The 21,067-nt window shown below is 74.1% G+C and carries 20 protein-coding genes; 9 read left to right on the top strand and 11 right to left on the bottom strand.

Going from position 1 to position 21,067, the window contains the following annotated elements:
* Positions 1 to 91: 91 nt before the first annotated feature.
* The 4 genes from mmsB to CRP39_RS23325 all read right to left on the bottom strand — a co-directional run bounded on the left by mmsB (position 92) and on the right by CRP39_RS23325 (position 5,493).
* Positions 92 to 1,357 carry a multiple monosaccharide ABC transporter permease gene (gene mmsB / locus CRP39_RS23310; protein ID WP_097208772.1) on the bottom strand — a complete coding sequence of 422 codons (1,266 nt, stop codon included), beginning with the start codon at positions 1,355 to 1,357 and terminating at the stop codon, positions 92 to 94.
* Positions 1,354 to 2,892: a multiple monosaccharide ABC transporter ATP-binding protein gene (gene mmsA, locus CRP39_RS23315; RefSeq protein ID WP_097208773.1), complete on the bottom strand. Its 1,539-nt coding sequence runs from the start codon at positions 2,890 to 2,892 to the stop codon at positions 1,354 to 1,356. The genes mmsB and mmsA overlap by 4 nt, the downstream gene beginning before the upstream one ends.
* Before the next feature lie 168 nt (positions 2,893 to 3,060).
* On the bottom strand, positions 3,061 to 4,218 hold the full coding sequence (gene chvE / locus CRP39_RS23320; protein ID WP_097208774.1) for a multiple monosaccharide ABC transporter substrate-binding protein: 1,158 nt from the start codon (positions 4,216 to 4,218) through the stop codon (positions 3,061 to 3,063).
* A 339-nt stretch (positions 4,219 to 4,557) separates the two neighbouring features.
* The gene (locus CRP39_RS23325; RefSeq protein ID WP_097208775.1) at positions 4,558 to 5,493 is read right to left on the bottom strand and encodes a DUF5926 family protein; all 936 of its coding nucleotides are present in this window, start codon (positions 5,491 to 5,493) and stop codon (positions 4,558 to 4,560) included.
* 91 nt (positions 5,494 to 5,584) lie between these two features.
* Here CRP39_RS23325 and CRP39_RS23330 point away from each other — a divergent pair, with 91 nt between their 5' ends.
* Positions 5,585 to 6,790 (top strand): cytochrome P450, encoded by a 1,206-nt coding sequence (locus CRP39_RS23330; protein ID WP_245854065.1) that lies wholly within the window; start codon positions 5,585 to 5,587, stop codon positions 6,788 to 6,790.
* A 64-nt stretch (positions 6,791 to 6,854) separates the two neighbouring features.
* On the top strand, positions 6,855 to 8,471 hold the full coding sequence (locus CRP39_RS23335) for a long-chain fatty acid--CoA ligase (RefSeq protein WP_097208776.1): 1,617 nt from the start codon (positions 6,855 to 6,857) through the stop codon (positions 8,469 to 8,471).
* Between the two features lie 35 nt (positions 8,472 to 8,506).
* On the opposite strand, the gene CRP39_RS23340 is transcribed toward CRP39_RS23335, so the two are convergent.
* Complete coding sequence (locus tag CRP39_RS23340) at positions 8,507 to 8,836, bottom strand: rhodanese-like domain-containing protein (RefSeq protein WP_097208828.1); 330 nt, start codon at positions 8,834 to 8,836, stop codon at positions 8,507 to 8,509.
* Positions 8,837 to 8,893: 57 nt separating this feature from the next.
* Between CRP39_RS23340 and CRP39_RS23345 the strand changes: the two genes are divergently transcribed.
* Genes CRP39_RS23345 through CRP39_RS23355 form a run of 3 tightly spaced genes read left to right on the top strand, consistent with a single transcriptional unit; the run spans position 8,894 to position 11,750 of the window.
* On the top strand, positions 8,894 to 9,403 hold the full coding sequence (locus CRP39_RS23345; protein WP_097208777.1) for a PH domain-containing protein: 510 nt from the start codon (positions 8,894 to 8,896) through the stop codon (positions 9,401 to 9,403).
* Positions 9,400 to 10,935, top strand: coding sequence for a PH domain-containing protein (locus tag CRP39_RS23350; RefSeq protein WP_097208778.1), 1,536 nt, complete (start codon positions 9,400 to 9,402; stop codon positions 10,933 to 10,935). Before CRP39_RS23345 ends, CRP39_RS23350 begins: the two co-directional genes overlap by 4 nt.
* 56 nt (positions 10,936 to 10,991) lie before the next feature.
* Positions 10,992 to 11,750, top strand: a complete 759-nt coding sequence (locus CRP39_RS23355; protein WP_097208779.1) for a VOC family protein — start codon at positions 10,992 to 10,994, stop codon at positions 11,748 to 11,750.
* Here CRP39_RS23355 and CRP39_RS23360 read toward each other — a convergent pair.
* The 3 genes from CRP39_RS23360 to CRP39_RS23370 form a co-directional block, all read right to left on the bottom strand.
* A complete protein-coding gene (locus tag CRP39_RS23360; RefSeq protein ID WP_097208780.1) occupies positions 11,728 to 13,074 on the bottom strand; it encodes a glutamate mutase L in 1,347 nt (448 codons plus the stop codon). The genes CRP39_RS23355 and CRP39_RS23360 overlap by 23 nt on opposite strands.
* Positions 13,071 to 14,171 carry a saccharopine dehydrogenase family protein gene (locus tag CRP39_RS23365; protein WP_097208781.1) on the bottom strand — a complete coding sequence of 367 codons (1,101 nt, stop codon included), beginning with the start codon at positions 14,169 to 14,171 and terminating at the stop codon, positions 13,071 to 13,073. Before CRP39_RS23365 ends, CRP39_RS23360 begins: the two co-directional genes overlap by 4 nt.
* An 85-nt stretch (positions 14,172 to 14,256) precedes the next feature.
* On the bottom strand, positions 14,257 to 14,949 hold the full coding sequence (locus CRP39_RS23370) for a response regulator (RefSeq protein ID WP_097208782.1): 693 nt from the start codon (positions 14,947 to 14,949) through the stop codon (positions 14,257 to 14,259).
* Between the two features lie 62 nt (positions 14,950 to 15,011).
* On the opposite strand from CRP39_RS23370, the gene CRP39_RS23375 reads away from it, so the two are divergent.
* From CRP39_RS23375 to CRP39_RS23385, 3 genes are all read left to right on the top strand, one after another.
* Positions 15,012 to 15,764, top strand: a complete 753-nt coding sequence (locus CRP39_RS23375) for a histidine kinase (protein WP_097208783.1) — start codon at positions 15,012 to 15,014, stop codon at positions 15,762 to 15,764.
* A gap of 187 nt (positions 15,765 to 15,951) precedes the next feature.
* Positions 15,952 to 16,812 carry a manganese catalase gene (locus tag CRP39_RS23380; RefSeq protein ID WP_097208784.1) on the top strand — a complete coding sequence of 287 codons (861 nt, stop codon included), beginning with the start codon at positions 15,952 to 15,954 and terminating at the stop codon, positions 16,810 to 16,812.
* A gap of 122 nt (positions 16,813 to 16,934) precedes the next feature.
* Positions 16,935 to 17,168, top strand: a complete 234-nt coding sequence (locus CRP39_RS23385) for a hypothetical protein (RefSeq protein WP_097208785.1) — start codon at positions 16,935 to 16,937, stop codon at positions 17,166 to 17,168.
* A gap of 191 nt (positions 17,169 to 17,359) precedes the next feature.
* On the opposite strand, the gene CRP39_RS23390 is transcribed toward CRP39_RS23385, so the two are convergent.
* Together CRP39_RS23390 and CRP39_RS23395 are read right to left on the bottom strand one after the other, a co-directional pair.
* Positions 17,360 to 19,006, bottom strand: a complete 1,647-nt coding sequence (locus CRP39_RS23390) for a solute symporter family protein (RefSeq protein ID WP_097208829.1) — start codon at positions 19,004 to 19,006, stop codon at positions 17,360 to 17,362.
* Positions 18,999 to 19,394 (bottom strand): DUF485 domain-containing protein, encoded by a 396-nt coding sequence (locus CRP39_RS23395; protein WP_097208786.1) that lies wholly within the window; start codon positions 19,392 to 19,394, stop codon positions 18,999 to 19,001. The genes CRP39_RS23390 and CRP39_RS23395 overlap by 8 nt, the downstream gene beginning before the upstream one ends.
* Positions 19,395 to 19,553: 159 nt before the next feature.
* Here CRP39_RS23395 and CRP39_RS23400 point away from each other — a divergent pair, with 159 nt between their 5' ends.
* Positions 19,554 to 20,861, top strand: coding sequence for a Rieske 2Fe-2S domain-containing protein (locus CRP39_RS23400; RefSeq protein ID WP_097208787.1), 1,308 nt, complete (start codon positions 19,554 to 19,556; stop codon positions 20,859 to 20,861).
* Positions 20,862 to 20,875: 14 nt separating this feature from the next.
* On the opposite strand, the gene CRP39_RS27080 is transcribed toward CRP39_RS23400, so the two are convergent.
* Complete coding sequence (locus CRP39_RS27080; protein WP_172442599.1) at positions 20,876 to 21,031, bottom strand: hypothetical protein; 156 nt, start codon at positions 21,029 to 21,031, stop codon at positions 20,876 to 20,878.
* Positions 21,032 to 21,067 lie beyond the last annotated feature (36 nt).

The following is a 21,067-nucleotide window of genomic DNA, read 5'->3' on the forward strand; positions in this document are numbered from 1 at the left end:
CCTCCGTGTCGACGGGGCGTCCCTGCCCCGGATGTCGTGGCCGCGCGGGCCGGGGGCGGCCCCGCGGGATCCCGCGGGGCCCCCGCCGACCTCAGCGCGAGGTGCCGGCCCGGCGCTTGTTGTAGACGTCGAACGCGACGGCCAGCAGCAGCACCAGACCCTTGACCACCGACTGGATGGACTGGTCGATGCCCATGAGCTGCATGCCGTTGCTCATGACCGCCATGATCAGACCGCCGACCATGGCGCCGACGACGGTGCCGACGCCGCCGGTGACGGCCGCGCCGCCGATGAAGCAGGCCGCGATCGCATCCAGCTCGAACATGTTGCCCGCGCTGGGCTGGGCACCGTTGGACCGCGACGAGAAGACGATGCCGGCGACCGCGGCCAGGAAGCCCATGTTGACGAAGATCCAGAAGTTGACGGCCCGGACCTTGACGCCCGACAACGTCGCGGCGGCCAGGTTGCCGCCGATCGCGTACACCTGGCGTCCGAAGACGGTGCGCTTGGTGATGACGCCGTAGGCGATGATCAGCACGGCCAGGACGATCAGCACGATCGGCAGGCCGCGGGCGTGGGCCAGCTGCCAGGCGAAGGCCATGACGACGGCCCCGACCGCGACGATCTTCGCGACGAAGAGCGGGAAGCTCTCCACCGGCTGCTGGTACTTGATGCGGGCGATGCGGGTGCGGAAGTTGCTGAACGCGTAGCCCGCGACGGCGACCGCCCCGATGAGCAGGGTGAACGCGTCGTAGCCGTTGCCGCCGAGCAGCCCGTTGAGGAAGCCGCTGGCGATGCGGCCGTACTCGGACGGGAACGGCGACAGCGAGATGTTGTCCAGCACCTGCAGCGTGAGCCCGCGGAACAGCAGCATGCCGGCGAGCGTCACGATGAACGCCGGGATGCCGACGTAGGCGACCCAGAAGCCCTGCCACGCGCCGATGGCCAGGCCGACGGCGATGGCGGCGAGCGCGCCGGCCCACCAGGGCATGCCCTGGCGGATGACCAGGACGGCGGAGACCGCCCCGGTCAGCGCGACCACCGACCCGACCGACAGGTCGATGTGCCCGGCGATGATCACGATGACCATGCCGATGGCCAGGATCAGGATGTAGCTGTACTGCAGGACGATGTTGGTGACGTTGCCGGGGCTCAGCGACGTCCCGTCGGTGAGGATCGCGAACAGCGCGACGATCACCACGAAGGCGACGTAGATGCCGCTCTGCCGGAGGTTGCTCGTGAGCAGGGCCCGGACATCGCTGGTCCCGGTGTGCAGTGCGACAGCGGGGGCGACGTCCTTGGGAGCCGTGGCGGTCTGGGCCTCCGGCTCCGACGCGGGGGGAACGGTCCTGGTCATGCCGCGAGCTCCTTCTCCTTGGTCATGAGCTCCATGAGGTTCTCCTGGGTCGCCTGGCCGACGGGCATCTCACCGGTGATCCGGCCCGCGGACAGGGTGTAGATGCGATCGCAGATGCCCAGCAGCTCGGGCAGCTCGGAGGAGATGACGAGCACCGCCTTACCGTCGGCGACCAGCCGGTTGATGATCGTGTAGATCTCGTACTTCGCACCCACGTCGATGCCGCGGGTGGGCTCGTCGAGGATCAGCACCTCGGGGTCGGTGTACAGCCACTTGGACAGCACGACCTTCTGCTGGTTGCCACCGGAGAGCTTGCCGACGATCGAGGTGACGCTCGGCGCCTTGACGTTCATGCTCTTCCGGTAACCCTCGGCGACCTTGATCTCCTCGTTGCCGTTGACGAAGCCCCTGGTGGCGAGCTTGCCCAGGGCGGCGGCGGAGACGTTGCGCCGGATGTCCTCGATGAGATTGAGGCCGTAGTGCTTGCGGTCCTCGGTGGCGTAGGCGATGCCGGCGTCGATCGCCTCGGAGACGTTGCGGGGCCGGATCTCCTTGCCGTGCACGAACATCCGGCCGGTGATGTTCCGCCCGTAGGCGCGACCGAAGATGCTCATGGCCAGCTCGGTGCGACCGGCCCCCATCAGACCGGCGATGCCGACGACCTCGCCGGCGCGGACGGTGAAGTTGGCGCCGTCGACGATCTTGCGGTCCTGCGTGGGGTGCCAGACGGTCCAGTCCTCGACGCGCAGCACCTCCTCGCCGGGGTGCGACTCGCGCTCGGGGTAGTAGCTCTCCAGGTCCCGGCCGACCATCCCGCGGATGATCCGCTCCTGGGTCACCTCGCCTGCGTGCAGGTTCAGCGTCTCGACGGTCCTGCCGTCGCGGATGACGGTGACGTTGTCGGAGACCGCGGTGATCTCGTTGAGCTTGTGGGAGATCATGATGCAGGTGATCCCGCGCTCGCGGAGGCGCCGGAGCAGGTCGAGCAGGTGCGCCGAGTCGTTGTCGTTCAGCGCCGCGGTCGGCTCGTCGAGGATGAGCAGCTTGACGTCCTTCGACAGCGCCTTGGCGATCTCCACCAGCTGCTGCTTGCCGACGCCGAGCTGGCCCACCGGAGTGACCGGGTACTCCTCCAGACCCACCGAGCGGAGCAGCTCCGCGGCCTCGGCGTTGGCCTTGTTCCAGTCGATGAGCCCGCCACGGCCGCGGCGCTCGTTGCCGAGGAAGATGTTCTCGGCGATCGAGAGGTAGGGCACCAGGGCGAGCTCCTGGTGGATGATGACGATCCCGACGTGCTCGCTGTCGCGGATGCCGTTGAAGCGGACCGGCTGACCGTCGTAGACGATCTCGCCGTCGTAGCTCCCGGCCGGGTAGACGCCGGAGAGCACCTTCATCAGTGTCGACTTGCCGGCACCGTTCTCGCCGCAGATGGCGTGGATCTCGCCGCGGCGGACCTGCAGGTTCACGTCCGACAGCGCCTTCACGCCGGGGAACGTCTTGGTGATGGAGCGCATCTCCAGGATGTGGTCGTCCATGGGACCTCGTCGTCCTGATCGTCGGTGCGCACCGGGCGCGCCCGCGGATGGTGGAGAGTGTGCGCCACCCTCGCGCGGGTGGCAGGTCCTACGGGACGCGCGTCCCGTGGGGCCGGCCGGGCCCGACAGCGACCGCTGCCGAGCCCGGCCGTGCTCAGGTGACGGCGGTCAGTCCGACTGGCCGCTGGCGACCTCTTCGGCCGTCCAGTAGCCGGAGTCGACCAGCACCGACTGGATGTTGTCGGCGAAGACCGTCTCGACCGGGAGGAGGTACGACGGCACGACCTTGACGCCGTTGTCGTAGGTCTCCGTGTCGTTGGCCTCGGGCTCGTTGCCCTCCGCGAACGCCGCGGCGGCGGCGACGGCCTGCTCGGCCAGCAGACGGGTGTCCTTGAAGATCGTGGAGCTCTGGACCCCGTCGGCGATCAGCTTGACCGAGGCGATCTCGGCGTCCTGACCGGTGACGATCGGCATCGGGTTGGCGGCGTCGAGAGTCGGGCCGTACCCGGCGTTCTGCAGGGCGGTGATGATGCCGCGCGAGATGCCGTCGTAGGGCGACAGGACGCCGTCGACGCGCGAGCCGTCGTTGTAGGTGGAGGTCAGCAGGTCCTCCATGCGCCGCTGGGCGGTCTCCTGCTGCCAGCGCAGGATCGCGGCCTGCTCGATGTCGGTCTGGTTCGACTTCACGACCAGCGTGCCGTCGTCGATCTTCGGCTGGAGGACCGACATGGCGCCGTTGAAGAAGAAGAACGCGTTGTTGTCGTCCAGGGAGCCGGCGAACAGCTCGATGTTGAACGGCCCGGTGGCGGTGCCGGCCGAACCGTCGGCGTTGAGGACGCCGAGGCCGGTCAGGAGCGCGGTGCCCTGGGCCACGCCGACGGCGAAGTTGTCGAAGGTGACGTAGAAGTTGACGTTCTCGCTGTCGCGGATCAGCCGGTCGTACGCGATGACGGGGATGTCGTTGGACGCCGCGTTCTCCAGCTGGCCCGCGAGCGCCGTGCCGTCGATCGCCGCGATGACGAGGATGTCGGCACCCTCGGTGATCATCTGGTCGATCTGCTGCGACTGGGTGGGGATGTCGTCACCGGCGTACTGCAGGTCGACGGAGTACCCCTCGGCCTCCAGCTGCTCCTTGACGTTGTTGCCGTCGGCGATCCAGCGCTCGGAGGTCTGGGTCGGCATCGAGACACCGATCGTCAGGTCCTCCGCGCCGCCGCCGCTCCCGGCGCCGCCGCTGCCCCCGGCGCCCTCGCCGCCGCAGGCCGCCAACGAGAGCGCCAGCACCGCGCTCGTGGCGGTCAATCCGAGCCTTGTCCGCACTGCCATCTCCTCCTCGAGACGTCTGCCCGCCGGATGACCGGCGTCCAGGCTCGCCCGGGGCGAGCGCATAAGTGTGAGCGCTAACAACCGCAGCGCGTCAACTCCTCGAGGACAAGAAACCGTCACGTTCTCGTAACGCCTGCTCCATTCGGGTGCACCCGGTCGGGACGAGGTCGCCCTGCGTCGCGACCGCGGACACCCGGCGGGACCTGCGTCGCCCCGAGAGCCGGCACGGGAGCCGCGCCCACCCTCGTGTCACGGCGGGCGCCCCGGACGCACTCGTACCCCGCCCACGAGCGTGGGCGGGGCACGGGTGCGGTCAGGCCCGCCCGGGGGCGCGGACCGTCAGCGGAGCGTGATCTGGCGCGAGAGCAGGCCCGCGCGGGCCCGGCGCTCGTCGGAGGTCAGCGGGTCGGTCACGGCCAGCGCCTGCTCCAGCCGGTCTCCGAACTCCCGGGCCGGACCGGTCCACTCGCCCGCCGAGGCGTCGGCGGGCAGGTCCCACACGGGGACGACGAGCCCGTGGGCGCGGAAGGCGCCGGCGTACCGGGTGCCCTCGCCCAGGGTGATCTGCTCGGCGGCGCGCAGGCGGGCCAGGGCGTCGAGCAGCGGGTCCTCCGCCTCCGGGCGGACCCAGCGCAGGTGGGCCCGCTCCCCGCCGGGACGCACCCAGTAGGCCGCGCCGAGGTCCGGCAGCAGCTCGGTCGGCAGCACGGCCGCGTTGGCCTGCTCGAGGCCGGCCTGCGCGGCCGGCCCGGCGTCGGTCCCCTCGAACCAGAAGCCGAAGTCGGGGTGCACGGTCACCTCGAGCGGCGCGTCGAGGTCGATCAGCTCCTGCAACCGCGGGCCGGCCGACCCGGCGCCGCCGATCGGGCCCGGCTCGACCGGCGCGCCCTTCGGCGCCTCGAGGGCGGCCGCGAGCGCCGTCCCGAGGTCGCGGCTGACGTCGTCGGACGAGGTCTGCAGCTGGGCGCCGAGCACGATCTCCCCGTTGGCGCGCACCAGGGCAGGCGCTCCGCCGGGCAGCACGCTGGCCAGGGTGACCTCGCGCCCGTCGGCGGTCCTCAGTGGCGCGGTCGCCGCGGGCACCAGCTCGCGCAGGGCCACCCAGTGCGGCTCTCCGGGCAACCCCTCGAACGGGCGGGTCACCGGCGGGGCGTAACCCGAGCCGTGGCAGTGCTTGTACCGGCGGCCGGAGCCGCAGGGGCACGGAGCCTTGGGGTTGACGCCGCCGTCGGCGGTGGGGACAGCGGAGCGCTTGCGGGTCGCGGAGCGGGCCATGGGGTCGAGCGTAGTGAGAGGCCCCCGTCCCCCTCCCACCCTCGCGAGCTCGGCGGGAGCCTCTGGACGGGGGCCTTCTACGCTCCCGGGCGTGACGCCCGCCGCGCCCCTCGACCTCACCGATCCCGCCGTCGTCGCCGACCCCTACCCGGCGTTCGCCCGGGCGCGCGGGGTGGCCCCCGTGCAGTGGCACGAGGAGCTGGGCCTGTGGCTGGCGTTCACCCACGCGGAGTCCAACGCCGTCCTGCGCGACCGCCGGCTGGGCCGGATCTGGCAGGACAGGGAGCCGGCCGAGCGTTTCGGCGACTTCAACCTCATCCACCGCAACGCCATCCTGGAGATGGAGCCGCCGGACCACACCCGGCTGCGGCGGCTGATCAGCACCGCGTTCGCCCGCGGCCACGTGGAACGGCTGCGGCCGTGGGTGGAGCAGCTGGCCGGCCGCCTGGTCGACGAGCTCATCGAGCGCTCCGGCGGGTCCGAGCCGGTCGACGTCCTCTCCGGGATGGCCGAGCAGCTGCCGGTCGACGTCATCGCCGAACTGCTGGGCGTGCCCGAGGCCGACCGGCCGCTGTTGCGCCCGTGGTCGAACGCGATCGTGAAGATGTACGAGTACGGGCGGACGACGGCCGTCGAGGAGGCCGCCGAGCGCGCCGCCGGGGAGTTCGTCGCCTGCCTGCGCGAGCTGGCCGCCGACCGGCGTCGGCACCTGGGTGAGGACCTCGTCAGCCACCTGGTGACGGTCCGCGACACCGAGGGCGACCGGCTCACCGAGGACGAGCTGGTGACCACCTGCATCCTGCTGCTCAACGCCGGTCACGAGGCGACGGTCAACGTCACCGGCAACGGCCTGCTCGCGCTGCTGCGCTCCCCCGACCAGCTGGCGCGGCTGCGGGCCGACCGGGCGCTGCTGCCGACGGCGATCGAGGAGCTCATGCGCTTCGACTCGCCCCTGCAGCTGTTCGAGCGCACCGCCACCGAGGACGTCGAGATCGCCGGCGTCACCGTGCGCGAGGGGCAGAAGATCGCCGCGCTGCTGGGCTCGGCCAACCACGACCCCGCCGTCTTCGCCGCCCCGGAGGCCCTCGACGTCGGGCGCACCGACAACCCGCACATCACCTTCGGCGCCGGCGTCCACTTCTGCATCGGCGCCCCGCTGGCCCGCGTGGAGCTGCAGGCCTCCTTCGGCGCGCTGCTCGACCGCACGTCGCGGCTGGAGCTGGGCGGGGAGCCGGTGCGCCGGCCGGAGTTCGTCATCCGTGGCCTGGCGCAGCTCCCCGTCGTCCTCGCCCGCTGACCTCGAGGAGCGCTGCGTACCGACCGGTAGAAGGTGAGCGGTGTCACTGGCACGATCTGTGGCCATGCGTGGGCTGATGCAGGACTACCCCCTGACCATCGATGCGATCTTCCGGCACGTCGAGCAGCACTACGGCGACGGCACGATCGCCACGACCGGGCCCGGCGGCGTCACCCGGACGACGTACGCGGAGTGGGCCCAGCGCACCCGCCGGCTCGGCGGCGTGCTCGACACTCTCGGCGTCAGCGCCGACGGCCGGGTCGGCACGTTCGCCTGGAACTCCCAGCGGCACCTGGAGCTGTACTTCGCCGCGCCGTCCACCGGCCGGGTGCTGCACACGCTCAACGTCCGGCTGTTCCCCGAGCAGCTCACGTACATCGCCAACCACGCCGAGGACGAGGTGGTCTTCGCCGACCGCACCGTTCTGCCGCTGCTGTGGCCGCTCATCGACACGATGAAGACGGTCAGGCACGTGGTCGTGATGGACGACGGCGGCGACAACGAGATCCCCGACGACCCCCGGGTCCTGGACTACGAGACGCTGCTCGCCGAGGCCGAGCCGGTCGACTTCCACGTCGACGACGAGAACCGGGCCGCGTCGATGTGCTACACGAGCGGCACCACGGGCAACCCGAAGGGCGTCGTCTACAGCCACCGCTCGACGTGGCTGCACACCATGGGCGTGATGGCGCCCAACGCCTTCGGCCTGGGCATCCAGGACGTCGCGATGCCGGTCGTGCCGATGTTCCACGCCAACGCCTGGGGCATCGCCCAGGCCGCCCCGGCCGCCGGCTCCTCGCTGGTCATGCCCGGGTCGATGATGCAGCCCCAGTCGCTGGCCGACCTGATCGTCGAGGAGGGCGTGACCTTCACCGCCGGTGTCCCGACCATCTGGCAGGGCGTGCTCCCCCACCTGGCCGGCCGCCCGCACAAGCTCCGGGAGATCGGCTGCGGCGGCTCGGCGGTGCCCAAGGCGCTGTCGGAGGCCTACCGGGAGCAGGTCGGCCTGGCGATCCTGCAGGCGTGGGGCATGACCGAGACCCACCCGGTGGCGTCGTCGGGGATCCTCCCGCCCCGGTACGCCGACGCCGACGACGCGACCAGGGCCAGCCAGCGGGCGCGCGCCGGCATCCCGTTCCTGGGCGTGGAGGCCCGGATCGTCGATGCCGAGACCCTGGAGCCGCAGCCCTGGGACGACAAGGCCACCGGCGAGCTGCAGGTCCGCGGCCCGTGGTGCGCGCAGGACTACTACAACCCCGACGCCGGGGTGGTGCTGTCGACGCCGGACGGCTGGATGAGGACCGGCGACGTCGCCGCGATGGACGAGTACGGCTCGATCCGCATCGCCGACCGCACCAAGGACCTCATCAAGTCCGGCGGGGAGTGGATCAGCTCGGTCGACCTCGAGAACGCGATCATGAGCCACCCGAAGGTGAAGGAGGCCGCGGTCGTCGGCATCCCGCACCCGAAGTGGGACGAGCGCCCGCTGGCCTGCGTCGTGCTCCAGGAGGGCGAGTCGATGACCGAGGAGGAGGTCCTCGACCACCTCAAGCCGCTGGTCGCCAAGTGGTGGCTGCCGGACGCGGTGACCTTCATCGACGAGGTGCCCAAGACCAGCGTCGGCAAGTTCTCGAAGAAGGACCTCCGGAGCCGGTTCGCCGCGTTCCCCATCGAGAGCTGAGCGAGGACCCCTCCCGGGCGGTGCCCGGGAGGGGCCTAGCGCACGAAGGGTGGCTGGCCGGTCTCGCTCACCATGGGCCGGCCGGCCGCCTCCCACTCGCCCATGCCGCCACCGACGTTCACCGCGTCGAAGCCGTTGGCGTTCAGCCAGGCGGCGACCCGCGCGGACCGGCCGCCGCTGCGGCAGACGACGTACAGGGGGTCGCCCTCGGGGAGGTCGTCGAGGCGGGCCGGGACCTCGCCCATCGGGACGTGGGTCGCACCGTCGATGTGGCCGACCACCCACTCGTCGTCCTCACGGACGTCGAGGACGACGGCGTCCTCGGGGACCTCGACGGCGGGGACGGTCGGCACCTGCTGCGGCATCACCCAGCCATCGTGACACGCGTACGGGGGGATGCCGGGCTGCGAGGATGGGCCGCGATGAGCACCGACGCCGCCGCTCCCGTGCGCGACCCGGCCTGGTCCCTGTCCCGCTCGGCGATCGGGTTGTGGATCACCGAGGGGGTGCTGGGCACGCTCCTCTACGGGGCGCTGGTGGCCGCGTTCGTCCTCTTCGTGCCGGTCGGTGGCCCGGTGCCGGTGCTGCGCTGGGTGCTGCCGGCGCTGGTGGCCGTCTACGCGGTCGTGGCGATCGGCATCCGGCCGTGGTTCCGCCACCGCGTGCACCGCTGGGAGGTCACCGCCGAAGCGGTCTACACGCTGACCGGCTGGCTGACCCGCACCTGGACGCTGGTGCCGGTGTCCCGCATCCAGACCGTCGACGTCACCCGCGGGGTGCTGCAGCAGCTGTTCGGCCTCGCCACGGTCGCGGTGCTCACCGCCTCCAGCCAGGGCACCGTGCGGGTCTGGCACCTGGAGGCCGACGTCGCCGCGCGGGTCGCCGACGACCTCGCCCGCCGCGCGGAGCTGGTCCGCGACGAGGCCACGTGACGGGGCCCGGGGCGCAGCCGGGCACCTGGCCCGGCGCGGAGCCGGGGACCGGGCCGCCGACGCCGCCGCAGGCACCGCCCGGGCGGCGGACGTCACCGCGGATCGTGGCCGTGCACACCGCCACCTTCCGCCAGGCCCGCCAGCTGGTGCCGGCGCTGATCCCGGTCGCCGCGGTCGTCGGCTTCGACGACGGGCTGACGACCGTCGTCGTCCTGGCCGTGGCGATCACCGCGCTGTCGCTGGCGGCCGCGGCGTTGAGCTGGTGGCGGTTCAGCTACGCCGACGGGCCGACGGCGGTCGTGGTCACGCGGGGGCTGCTGGCCCGGTCGGTGCGCACGGTGCCCAACGACCGCATCCGCGGCGTGGAGGTCGAGACCCCCCTGCTGCACCGGCTGTTCGGGCTGGTCCGCGTGCGCGTCGACGCCGCGGCGGGCTCGGTCGGCGTCAACGAGGAGGAGGTCGTCGTCGACGGCGTCCCGCGCGCCGAGGGCGACCGGTTGCGGGAGTCGCTGCTGGCCCGCCGGGGCAGCGCGCCGGGCCACGCCTCGGCACCGGCGGACGGCGTCGCCGAGGAGCTCCCGGAGGAGGAGTTCGCCCGCTTCGACAACCGCTGGCTGCTGTACGCGCCGCTGGTCGGCAGCTACCTCGTCGTCCCGCTGGCCGCCGTCGGCACGCTGTTCCGGTTCCTCGACGAGCTGCCCGACGGCCTGGTCCCCCGGCTCGACGGCCCCGACCTCTCCGACGTCCAGGTGGTCGTGGTCGCCGTGGTGCTCGCGGCGGTGCTGCTGGCGCTCGCGGCGGTGGTGGGCGCCGCGGTGGTGAACTGGCGCTTCCGGCTGGTGCGGCGCGGCGGGTCGCTGGTCGCCGTCCGCGGGCTGCTCACCCGGAGGCACACCGAGCTGGAGGTCGACCGCATCCGCGGCGGCACGCTCAGCGAGGGCCTCGGCATGCGCTGGGTGGGCGCCGCCCGGGTCAACGCGCTGGTCACCGGCCTGGGTCAGGCCAACCGGCGGGGCCAGCTGCTGCCGCTCGGGCCGCGCAGCGAGGCCGAGGCGCTGCTGCGCCGCCTGGCCGACGACCCGGGGGTGCTGCGGTCGCACCCGCCGGCCGCCCTCCGCCGGCGGCTGGTCCGCGCCGTCTCGGCCGGCCTGCTGCTGACCAGCGCCGGCGGGATCGCCACGGCGACCCTCGGCTGGTGGTGGGTGCTGGCGGCCGGCGTGGCGCTGACCGTGCTGAGCGTGCCCATGGGGATCGGTCGCTACCGCTCCCTCGGGCACGCCGCCGGACCGCGCACCTTCAGCGTGCGCAGCGGCTGGCTGGTACGCGAGCAGGCGGTCCTGCAGCGGCGCGCCGTGGTCGGCTGGCAGGTGCGGCAGAGCGTCTCCCAGCGCCGGCAGGGGGTGGCCACCGTCGTGGCATGCGTCGGCGCCGGCAGCGGCGGCTACGCCGCGGTCGACCTGGCCGCCGGTGACGTCGCCGGGTTCACCGGGGCCGCGTCGTCGGGGACGTGGGCGGGCACCCTCGCGCCCTGAGGTCCTGTCGGTGGCCGGGCCTATGGTCCGGCGACACCGACGAGAGGAGTCCGACCGTGCCCGACGTCGACACCAACCAGCCCCTCGGGACGCCGACCTGGGTGGACCTCGCCGTCCCGGACCTGCACTCCGCGCTGGACTTCTACCGCGCGGTGTTCGGCTGGGAGTTCCGGATCGGTCCCGAGGAGTACGGCTCCTACACGACCTGCCTGCTGCGCGGCCGCCCCGTCGCGGCGGTGTTCGTCGACCCGGGCCGCACCCCGGCGTGGGACGTCTACCTCGCGACGCCGGACTGCGACGACACGACCGCCCGCGCCCGGGAGGCCGGCGCCACGGTGCTCGAGGAACCGACCGACGTGATGGCCCAGGGCCGGATGGCGATGCTCCTCGACCCGGCGGGTGCCCGGGTCGGGCTGTGGCAGGGCCGCGACCACGTCGGCTGCCAGGTGGTCAACGAGCCCGGCGCGCTGCTCCGCAACGACCTGGTCACGCCCGACGCCGACGCCGCGCGGCGCTTCTACGCCCGGGTCTTCGACTTCGGCCTCGACGGCAACCCCGACATGCCGGGGTTCGACTTCACCTTCCTGCGCCGCCCGGACGGCCACGAGGTCGGAGGTGTCATGGGCGCTCCCGAGGCGTCCGGCTCGGCGTGGAGCACGGTGTTCGAGGTGGCCGACGCCGACGAGGCGGTGCGCCGGGCGGTGGCCGCGGGCGGGTCGTCCCCCGGCGCCGAGGACTTCCTCTACGGGCGGCTGGCCGCGATCGCCGACCCCGCCGGCGCGGAGTTCTCCGTCATCGCCCGGCCGGCGGGCTGAGCACCTCCGCACCGGACAGCGCGGCGGCCAGCCCGGCCGCGGCCGCGGCGTGCCCGTCGGCGAGCAGGCCGGCCGCGGCCAGCACGTACCGGCGGTCGACGACGACGGTGGCGTCGGCCAGCACGCCCCCGGCGCCCCCGCGGTCGGCGGCGACCCGGGCGGCCGCGGCCGCGAGCGCGGCCGGCTCGGCGTGCCGGAACACCCCGCCGGAGAGGACGACCAGGCCCGAGCCGCGCGCCCCCGCGCCGTCCGGCCCGTAGACCGCCTCGGCCCGCAGGTGCCGGCGCAGCGCGATCGTCGCCGCCGCGACGCCGAGGTCGAGCGGGTCGTCGCCGACCAGCGGCACGTCCTCCGCGGCGGCGGCCGCCCTCAGCGCGCCGACGCTCACCGCCACGCCGAGGTCGCCCTCGACCGTGCGCCGCGCCGCCGGGACCCCCACCGCCTCGCGGCCGAGCGTCGACTGCTCCGCGTCCGGGTCGGGCACGCAGTACACGTCGGTGGTCGCCCCGCCGACGTCGACCACGGCCACGCCGGGCGCGGGCAGCCCCGACCGGGCCGCCGCCAGCACGCCCACCCCCGCGAGGACGGCGTCCGGGGTCACAGTGCGCACCCACGCCCGCAACCGCGGGTCGGTGGAGAGCCGCGGGCCGCCGATCACGTGCCGGAGGAACACCCCCCGGATGGCCGCCCGCGCCGGTTCCGGGGCCAGCCGGCCGATGTCGGGGAGCACGTTGTCCGTCGCGCTCACCGGCACCCCGCCCGCCCGGAGCACCGCCGCCACCTCGTCGCGGACGGCGGCGTTGCCGGCCAGCACCACCGGGACGGACAGACGAAGGGCCCCCTCCTCCCCACCCGTCGCACGCTCGGGGCGGGACCCGGGAGGGGGCCGACCCTGCAGCGGAGCCGAGGCGGCCAGGACGGCCGCGTTGTGCCGCAGCACCGATGCCTCCCCGCCGTCGGTGCCGCCCACCAGCAGGACGACGTCGGGCTGCGCGGCGGCCAGCCGGGCCAGGCCCTCGCCGGTCAGCCGGCCGGCCGCCACGTGCACCACGCGGGCACCGGCCGACAGCGCCGCCCGGTGCCCGGCCTCGGCGCTGATCAGCTCCTCGTAGCCGACCACCGCCAGCCGCAGCCCGCCGCCCGCGCTCGAGCAGGCGACCACCGGCGCGGCGGGGAAGCCGGCGGTCGCGGCCAGCACCCCGCGGACGACGTCGGTGGCGTCGGTGGGCGCCTGCGCGGTGGCCAGCAGCTCGCCGGCCGGCAGCCCGACGAGGGCGGCCTTGGTCCAGGTCGAGCCGATGTCGACGCAGGCGACGCTGCTCATGTCCGGTGCAGCCCGGCCGCGGTCGCGGCGGCGGTGAGCGCGTCCAGCCCGAGGGCCTGCACGGGCCCGAGCGCGCCGACGTCCCGCAGCCCGTGCTGGGCGGCGTGCGTGGCACCCTCGGCGAGCAGCTCGGCGGTCAGGCCGTAGGGCTCCGGGCCGGCCAGCTCGACGCGGCTGAGCACCGCACCGGCCCGGTCGCGGACCTCGGCCACGGTGCGGGTGCGCGCCTGCGCGAGGGTGCGCTGAGACGGCGCCTCCCCCACCCGGGCGCCGACCACCGCGGCCAGCCGCTGCGCGCCCTGCCGCGCCAGCGGCAGCCGTCCGATCAGCGGTGCCAGCGGAGCCAGCCGGTGCGCCACCGGGGTCAGCGCGCCGAACCAGTCCAGGTGCACGCCGACCTCGCGCAGCCCGGGGGCGAGCCCCGGGAGGGTCAGGTGCTCCGCGCCGCCCACCGACAGTCCGCGTCGCGGCCGGCCGGCGGCCTCGAACCGCCACACCCGCCGGCCCGCCGCCTCCTCGCGGAGCCGGCCCCCGGCGAAGGCGAACCCGGGCTCGAGCAGGACGCCGGCCAGCGAGACCAGCGTGCCGCGGGAGAACGCCTGCCCCGAGGTGCCGTCGAGGGCGTACCCGATGTCGACCCGGTGCGCGCGGTCGCCGGCCTCGACCAGCGCCAGCGCGCCGGCGAGCGTGCCGGGGACGTAGTCCAGGCCGAAGGCGGGCACCAGCGCGGCGCCGGTGGTCACGGCCCGCGGGCCGGCGTCCTCGAACACCCGGCGGATGAACGGCGGCTCCCCGGTGGAGTCCAGGTAGACCGCGCCGGCCGCGACGGCGGCCTCGACCGCCGGGTCGCCGAGCCGCAGGAACGGGCCCACGGTGGTGACCAGCACGTCGCCGGCGCCGAGCAGCGCCCGTACCGACGCCGGGTCGGTGACGTCGGCCGGCGCCGTCGGCAGCCCGCCGAGCCGGTCGGCCAGCGCCCCGAGGCGGGCGGGGTCGCGGCCGGCGAGCACCGGCCGGGCCCCGCGCGCGACGAGGGCCTCCGCGGTCCGGGACCCCGTGTAGCCGGTCGCACCGAGCAGGACGATCCGCGTACTCACCGGACCGACCCTAGCCAGGCGTGGTGATCGAGGAGCCCGGGTAGCGGGGCCCGCGATGCACTCCGGACGGGTCGCCTGCCGCACCTCACGACTGCGGCCCCCCGGCGCCCCTGCCCAGGTTCACCCGGCCGGCGAGCGCGGCCGCCTCCACCCGGGTCGCGACACCGAGGCTGCGCAGCAGGTGGGCGACCAGCCGCTTCGCGGTCCGCTCCGACACGTGCAGCGTCGTGGCGATCTCCATCGTGCTGGTGCCGTCGGCGACCAGCCGCCACAGCCGCCGCTCGTCGGCGGTCAGCCGCTCGGCGATGCCCTGCTCGCCGGTCGGGGCGGCGTCCTCGAGCAGCCGGCGCAGCAGGTCCTCGGGCAGCACGGACCAGCCGTCGAGGACGGCGAACAGCGGGCGGACCAGCGCCTCGGGGTCGGCGGTCTTCGGCAGGAACGCGGCGGCGCCCGCCCGCAGCGCCTCGATCGCCCCGTCCGCCTCGGCCAGCCCCGACAGGGCGACGACGCGGACCATCGGATCGGCGCGGCGCACCGCGGCGATCGCCCGGCTCCCGCCCGGCGGCGGCATGTGCAGGTCGACCACAGCGACGTCGGCGTGGTGGCGGCGCACGAGCGCGGCCGCCGCCGAGGCGTCATCCGTCGTCCCCACGACCCGCACCCGCCCGTCACTCACCTCGGGCAGCAGCAGGGCCAGCCCCCGGCTGAACAACGGGTGGTCGTCGACGAGCACGACATCGACCGGACGGCGCTCAGCACCGGCGTCGGACAACCCCATCTCACCCCACACGGTCGCTGCGCCCGGCGCGTCGGTGACCGGACCGCACGACGGAGGTGCCCATGACCCTGGCCGCCCACCCATCGACGCCCCACGCCCGCTCCCGGCTCCTGTCCGACCTGCTGCGCCTGTTCCGCGGCCACCTCCACCGGCCCCGGCCCGCGACGCCGGACGAGGCGCCGGTCAGCCCCGAGGACGCCGTCGTCCGGGCGCTGTGCCACGACATGCGCACCCCGCTGGCCTCGCTGGAGGCGGTGCTCGGGTCGCTCGGCGGGAGCGGGAGCACGTCGACCCAGGCGGCCGACCCGGCCGAGCTGCTGGAGCTGGCCCGCGCCCAGACCGCGCACCTGTCGTCGATGCTGCGCACCGCGGCGGCCACCGGCGGTGCCATCGCCCGCAGCCGGGGGACCCGCACGCTGGGCGACGTCGTCCGCGTCTCCGCGGCCACCTCGGGCCTGCCGGCCGCCCAGCTCACCGTGCGTTTCGACGGCGGCGCGGAGGACGTCGCGGTCGCCGACGCCCGGGTGCAGCGGATCCTGGCCAACCTGCTGGAGAACGCGCACCGCCACGGCGAGGACGCCCCGGTGCACCTGGCCGTCACCCGCCGCCCGGCCTGGGTCGACCTGGCGCTCACCCAGGCCGTCGCCCGGCCCGAGCGGCTGATCAGCCATCTCGGCAGCGACCTCCCGCCTCCGGACCTGACCGGCCTGGGGCTGTGGTCGGTGCGGCGGCAGACCCGGGAGCTGGGCGGCCGGGTGGTGTGGGCGGTCGACGGCCCGTCGCTGACGCTCACCGTGCAGCTCCCCGACCGGTGAACGCAGCCGCGCCGGGCAGGCCCCGTCCAGCGGCTCGCCGCGCGAGCCTGCGAGCACTGCGGAGGACGGGTCCTCTCGATTGGCACGCGGGGGCCACCGCTCGGCACGGGCGGGCCACCGGGCGCGGGCAGATCCCTGGTGTCACCGCATCGGCGGTGGTCGCGACGACGCCAGGGAGAACACGCACATGTTCACGCACACCCACGCCCTGCAGTACGAGGCCAAGCCCGACGGTCCCGACCCGGACTTCGCCCGCAAGATGCAGGAGGTCCTCGGCGGTCAGTGGGGCGAGATGACCGTCGCCACGCAGTATCTGCTGCAGGGCTGGAACTGCCGGTTGCCCGGCAAGTACAAGGACCTGCTCCTCGCGATCGGCACCGAGGAACTGGCCCACGTCGAGATGATCGTGACCATGATCGACCGGCTGCTGGACCACATCCCGCTCAAGCCGGACGCCGCCGACCGCACCAAGGAGGCCGCCGCCGGGTACGGCCAGCACAACCCGCAGCACCCGATCGTCAACGGCGCCGGCGCGTCCTACATGGACAGCATGGGCAACCCCTGGACGGGCGCCTACGTCACCGCCAGCGGCAACTTGATGGCCGACTTCATGTACAACGCCACCGCCGAGATGCAGGGCCGGCTGCAGGTGGCCCGGCTCTACAACATGACCGACGACCCCGGCGTCAAGGACCTGCTGCGGTTCCTCATCACCCGCGACCACTACCACCAGCAGCAGTGGCTGGCCGCGATCGAGGAGCTCAAGGACGACGGGCTCGAGGGCATCCCGGTGCCCGAGGCGTTCCCGCTGGAGGAGGAGGTCGGCGACCTCGGTTACACCTTCATCGACGCCTCCGACGGCCCGGACGCCGCCGCCGGCCGCTGGGCCTCCGGTCCGTCCATCGACGGCCGCGGCCAGTTCTCCGCCCGGCCGATCGAGGCGACCGCCGACGCGCCGATCCTGCCCCCGGGCGACCCGCGGCTGTTCCCGACGCCCCAGCAGCCGGGTCAGTCGATGCTGCAGAAGGCCAAGGACATGCTCAAGTGAGCGAGCGCTCCCGGTCCCGCACCTGATCCACCGCCGTCCTGCGCCGTCGCCGCGCCGGTGGCCGGGTCCTCGCCGACCCGGCCGCCGGCCGGCGGGACGCCTCCACCCCCGGAGGAAGCACCGTGCACCTGTCCCTCCCCGCCGTCCTGCTGACGGTGGTCTACGCCGCGGCCGTCGCCGTCGCGGTCACCGCCCCCGGTGAGCACGCCGTGGCCGGACTCGTCGTCCTCGCCGGCCTGGTCACCCGCTGGGCCGTGCGGCACCGCCGCGCCGGGGTCTCGCCCGCCCCCGTCGCACCCGCCGTCGACGCCGTCCTGGCGCCCGACACCACCCCGGCCCGGGCCGCCGCCGCCTGACCGGGTGGTCTGACCGTCCCGTCGCCGCACGACCAGCCTGGCTCACCGTGCGGCGTCCTGGCTGGCTGCCGGAGGTGAGCCAGGACGCGGCGCGATCAGTCGAGCTGATCGTGCGCAGGAGGGCCGGCACGTTCCACACACGCGCGAGGCGCGCGCCCCCGGATGGGGACGCGCGCCTCGGCGGGCTCACCTCAGTGCTGGACGGCCTTCTCCGCACCGATCCCGGTGAACGCCCGCACCTCGAGCTCGGCCCACTTGGCCTCGTCCGGCTTCTCCTTGGACAGGATCGTGCCCAGCCAGCCGAGGAAGAACGACAGCGGGATGGACACCAGGCCCGGGTTGTTGAGCGGGAACCAGGAGAAGTCGACCCCCTGGATCAGCGAGGTGCTCTTGCCGGTCGCCTCGACGATCGGGGCACCCGACACCACCGGCGAGAAGATGATCAGCGTGATGCACGCGATCAGACCGCCGTACATCGACCACAGCGCGCCCTGGGTGGTGAAGCGCTTCCAGAACAGCGTGTAGAGGATGGTCGGCAGGTTCGCCGACGCGGCGACGGCGAAGGCCAGCGCCACCAGGAAGGCGATGTTCAGCCCGGCCTGCAGCGCCAGGATGCCCAGCCCGATGGAGATCGCGCCGATGACGACGGCGGTGATGCGGGCGACCTTCACCTCGCCGTTGGGCGGCACCTTGCCCTTCTTGATCACCGAGGCGTACACGTCGTGCGCGAACGACGCGGACGCCGTGATCGTCAGTCCCGCGACGACCGCGAGGATCGTGGCGAACGCGACGCCGGCGATGATGCCCAGCAGGATCGTGCCGCCGAGCTCGAAGGCCAGCAGCGGCGCGGCCGAGTTCACCGCACCCGGCGCCGCCAGGATCGTGTCCGGGCCCACCAGGGCACCGGCGCCATAGCCGATGACCAGGCTGAACAGGTAGAAGATGCCGATCAGCCAGATCGCCCACACCACCGAGCGGCGGGCGTCCTTCGCCGTCGGCACGGTGTAGAAGCGCATGAGGACGTGCGGCAGGCCCGCCGTCCCGAGCACCAGCGCCAGGCCGAGGGAGACGAAGTCCAGCTTCGAGGTGTCGGTCGCCCCGTACTGCGCGCCGGGCGCCAGGACGTCGCGGCCGGCCACGGCGTTGTCGACCGACGCGCCGAGCAGCGCGGACAGGTTGAAGCCGTAGAGGGCCAGCACCCACAGCGTCATGACCAGCGCGCCGGCGATGAGCAGGGAGGCCTTGATGATCTGCACGTACGTGGTGCCGCGCATGCCGCCGACGAGCACGTAGATGATCATCAGCGCGCCGACGAGGACGACGACCAGCGCCTGGGCCGCCTCGCCGGTGACGCCGAGCAGCAGCGTCACCAGGCCACCGGCGCCGGACATCTGCGCCAGCAGGTAGAACAGCGACACCGCGAGGGTGGAGATCGCCGCGGCCGTGCGGACCGGGCCCTGCCGCATCCGGAAGGCCAGCACGTCGGCCATCGTGAACCGCGCGGTGTTGCGCATCAGCTCGGCGACCAGCAGCAGCGCCACCAGCCAGGCGACGAGGAAGCCGATCGAGTAGAGGAACCCGTCGTAGCCGAAGACCGCGATGGCGCCCGCGATGCCGAGGAACGAGGCCGCCGACAGGTAGTCACCGGCGATGGCCAGGCCGTTCTGGGTGCCACTGATGTTGCGCCCGGCCGCGTAGTAGTCGGCGGCGCTCTTGTTGGTTCGGCTGGCCCGGAACGTGATGACCAGGGTGATCGCGACGAAGACCGCGAAGATGGAGATGTTGACGGCGGGCTCGCCGATGGTGCCCGAGTCGGCGGCGGTGACGAGATCAGCCACGGGTCGCACCCCCACCGACGGAGCTGTCCGGGGCCTCGGTGCCCCGCGCGTACTCGTGGTGCTCCAGCCGGCCGCGCATCTCGTCGGCGATGGGGTCGGTCTGCCGGTTGGCGTGCGCGACGTAGAGGTGCGTGATGACGAACGTCGTGAGGAACTGCCCCAGCCCCAGCAGGAGACCCAGGTTGACGTTGCCGAACACCCGCGTCGACATGAGGTCCGGCGCGTAGGTCGAGAGCAGCACGTAGAGCAGGTACCAGGACAGGAAGGCGACGGTCATGGGGAAGGCGAACCGCCGGAACCGCCGCTTCAGCTCCACGAACTCCGGTGAGTCCTGGGCCTGGCGGTACTCCTCCGGTGTCAGCAACCTGCGTTCGTCGGGTGGTGTCACGGTGCGTCCTCCCCTGTCGGGCCGGTGACCAGCGGGATCGTGATCGCGGTCACTGTAGGCAGCGCTCCGCCCCGCCGTCTCCCCTTCGACACCGAACCGTGTCGCACGACCGTCCGACGGGCGTAACCGTGGGGGAACGCGCAGGCGCTGCAATGGGTCATGGCTGCATCCGGAGAGACGGCGACGGGCTGGTTCCCGGTGGCACGGGCCGCCGACGTCGGGACGACGCCGGTGCCGGTGGGCGCCGGCGGGCGGGCGTACGTGGTGGTGCGGCTGCGACCGGGCGGCGAGGTGAGCGCCTTCCCCGCCCGCTGCCCGCACCGGCTGGTGCCGCTGGCCGCGGCCACGGTGACCGGGGGTCGCCTGCAGTGCCCGTACCACGGGTGGCGGTTCGACGGTGAGGGCCGGTGCGCGTCCATCCCCTCCCTCGGCGACGACGGCACCCCGCCCCCACGCGCGGACCTGGCGATGCCGTGGGCCGTCGACGAGCGGCACGGCTGGATCTGGCTGGCCCCGGACCGCACCGCCGTCGCGACGCCGCCGCGGCCGTCCGCCGGCACCGCCGCCGAGCCGGCACCGCCCCCGCCGCAGCCCCGCGGCCCGGTGTTCGGCAATCTCGAGCCCGCGCTGGAGCACGCCTGGCACCCCGTGGCCCTCTCCGGCGAGCTGCGGGCCGGCGGCTGGCTGCAGGTTCGGCTGCTCGGCCGCACCTGGCTGCTCCGCCGCACCGCCGAGGGGCTGCAGGCCGAGCCCCCGGCGTTCGGGGTGCGGGAACGGCTCGGCGTCATCTGGCTGGCGCCGGCCGAGCCGCAGGACGTGCCGCTGGACGTGCCCGAGGACGGCGACCGGCGGTTCGTGAGCACCTGGCTGCCGCCGGCGCGGTCGCCCGGGCCGGCCGGGCCGCTGGCCGACACGTTCCTCGACGTCGCGCACGCCCCGTTCGTGCACAGCCGCATCGGCGGCCGGCCGGACGACGCGGAGGTCCCGCCGTTCGAGGTGACCCCCGAGGACGGCGGGTTCCGGGCCGCGCTGGAACGGCCGTACGAGACCCCGCACCACCCGGACGGCATCGACGGCCCGCCGGTCCGGCGCCGGGCCACCTACACCTACCGGGCGCCGTTCCAGCTGCGGCTGCGGCTGGACTCCCCGGCCACGGGCGCCGTGACCACGGTGCTGTGCCTGCTCCAGCCGGAGGACGCCGACTCGACCCGCGTCTACACGCGGATGCTGCTGTCCGCCGGCCCGGGTGCGCGGCTGCCCTGGCCCGACGACGTCGCCCGGGAGGTCGCCATCCAGCGGCACGTGCTCGCCGAGGACCTCGCCGTCCAGGCGCTGCTGCCCGACACCGGCCTGCCGCTGGACCTGCGCGACGAGCTGCACGTGCGCTCCGACCGGCTAGGGGTGGCGCTGCGGCAGGCACTGGGCGACTTCGCCGCCACCCTCCCCCGGCTGCGCGGCGTCGCCTGAGCCCGGGCCCGCCCTCACTCCGCGGGCAGCAGCTCCCCGCAGCCGGGGCACCGGGTGGGCGGGTCCTCGTCGGCCATGCGACCGCAGGCGGGGCAGACCCGCCGCAGCCAGCAGGCCGGGTCCCCGCCCTCGGGCTCGGCGGCCGGTTCCCCGGCGGACGTCGGCGACACGGTGCCCATCGTGCGCAGGGCGGGCCCCGGGGACAA

This window comes from Geodermatophilus sabuli, from assembly GCF_900215145.1.
Classification (GTDB): Bacteria; Actinomycetota; Actinomycetes; order Mycobacteriales; family Geodermatophilaceae; genus Geodermatophilus; species Geodermatophilus sabuli.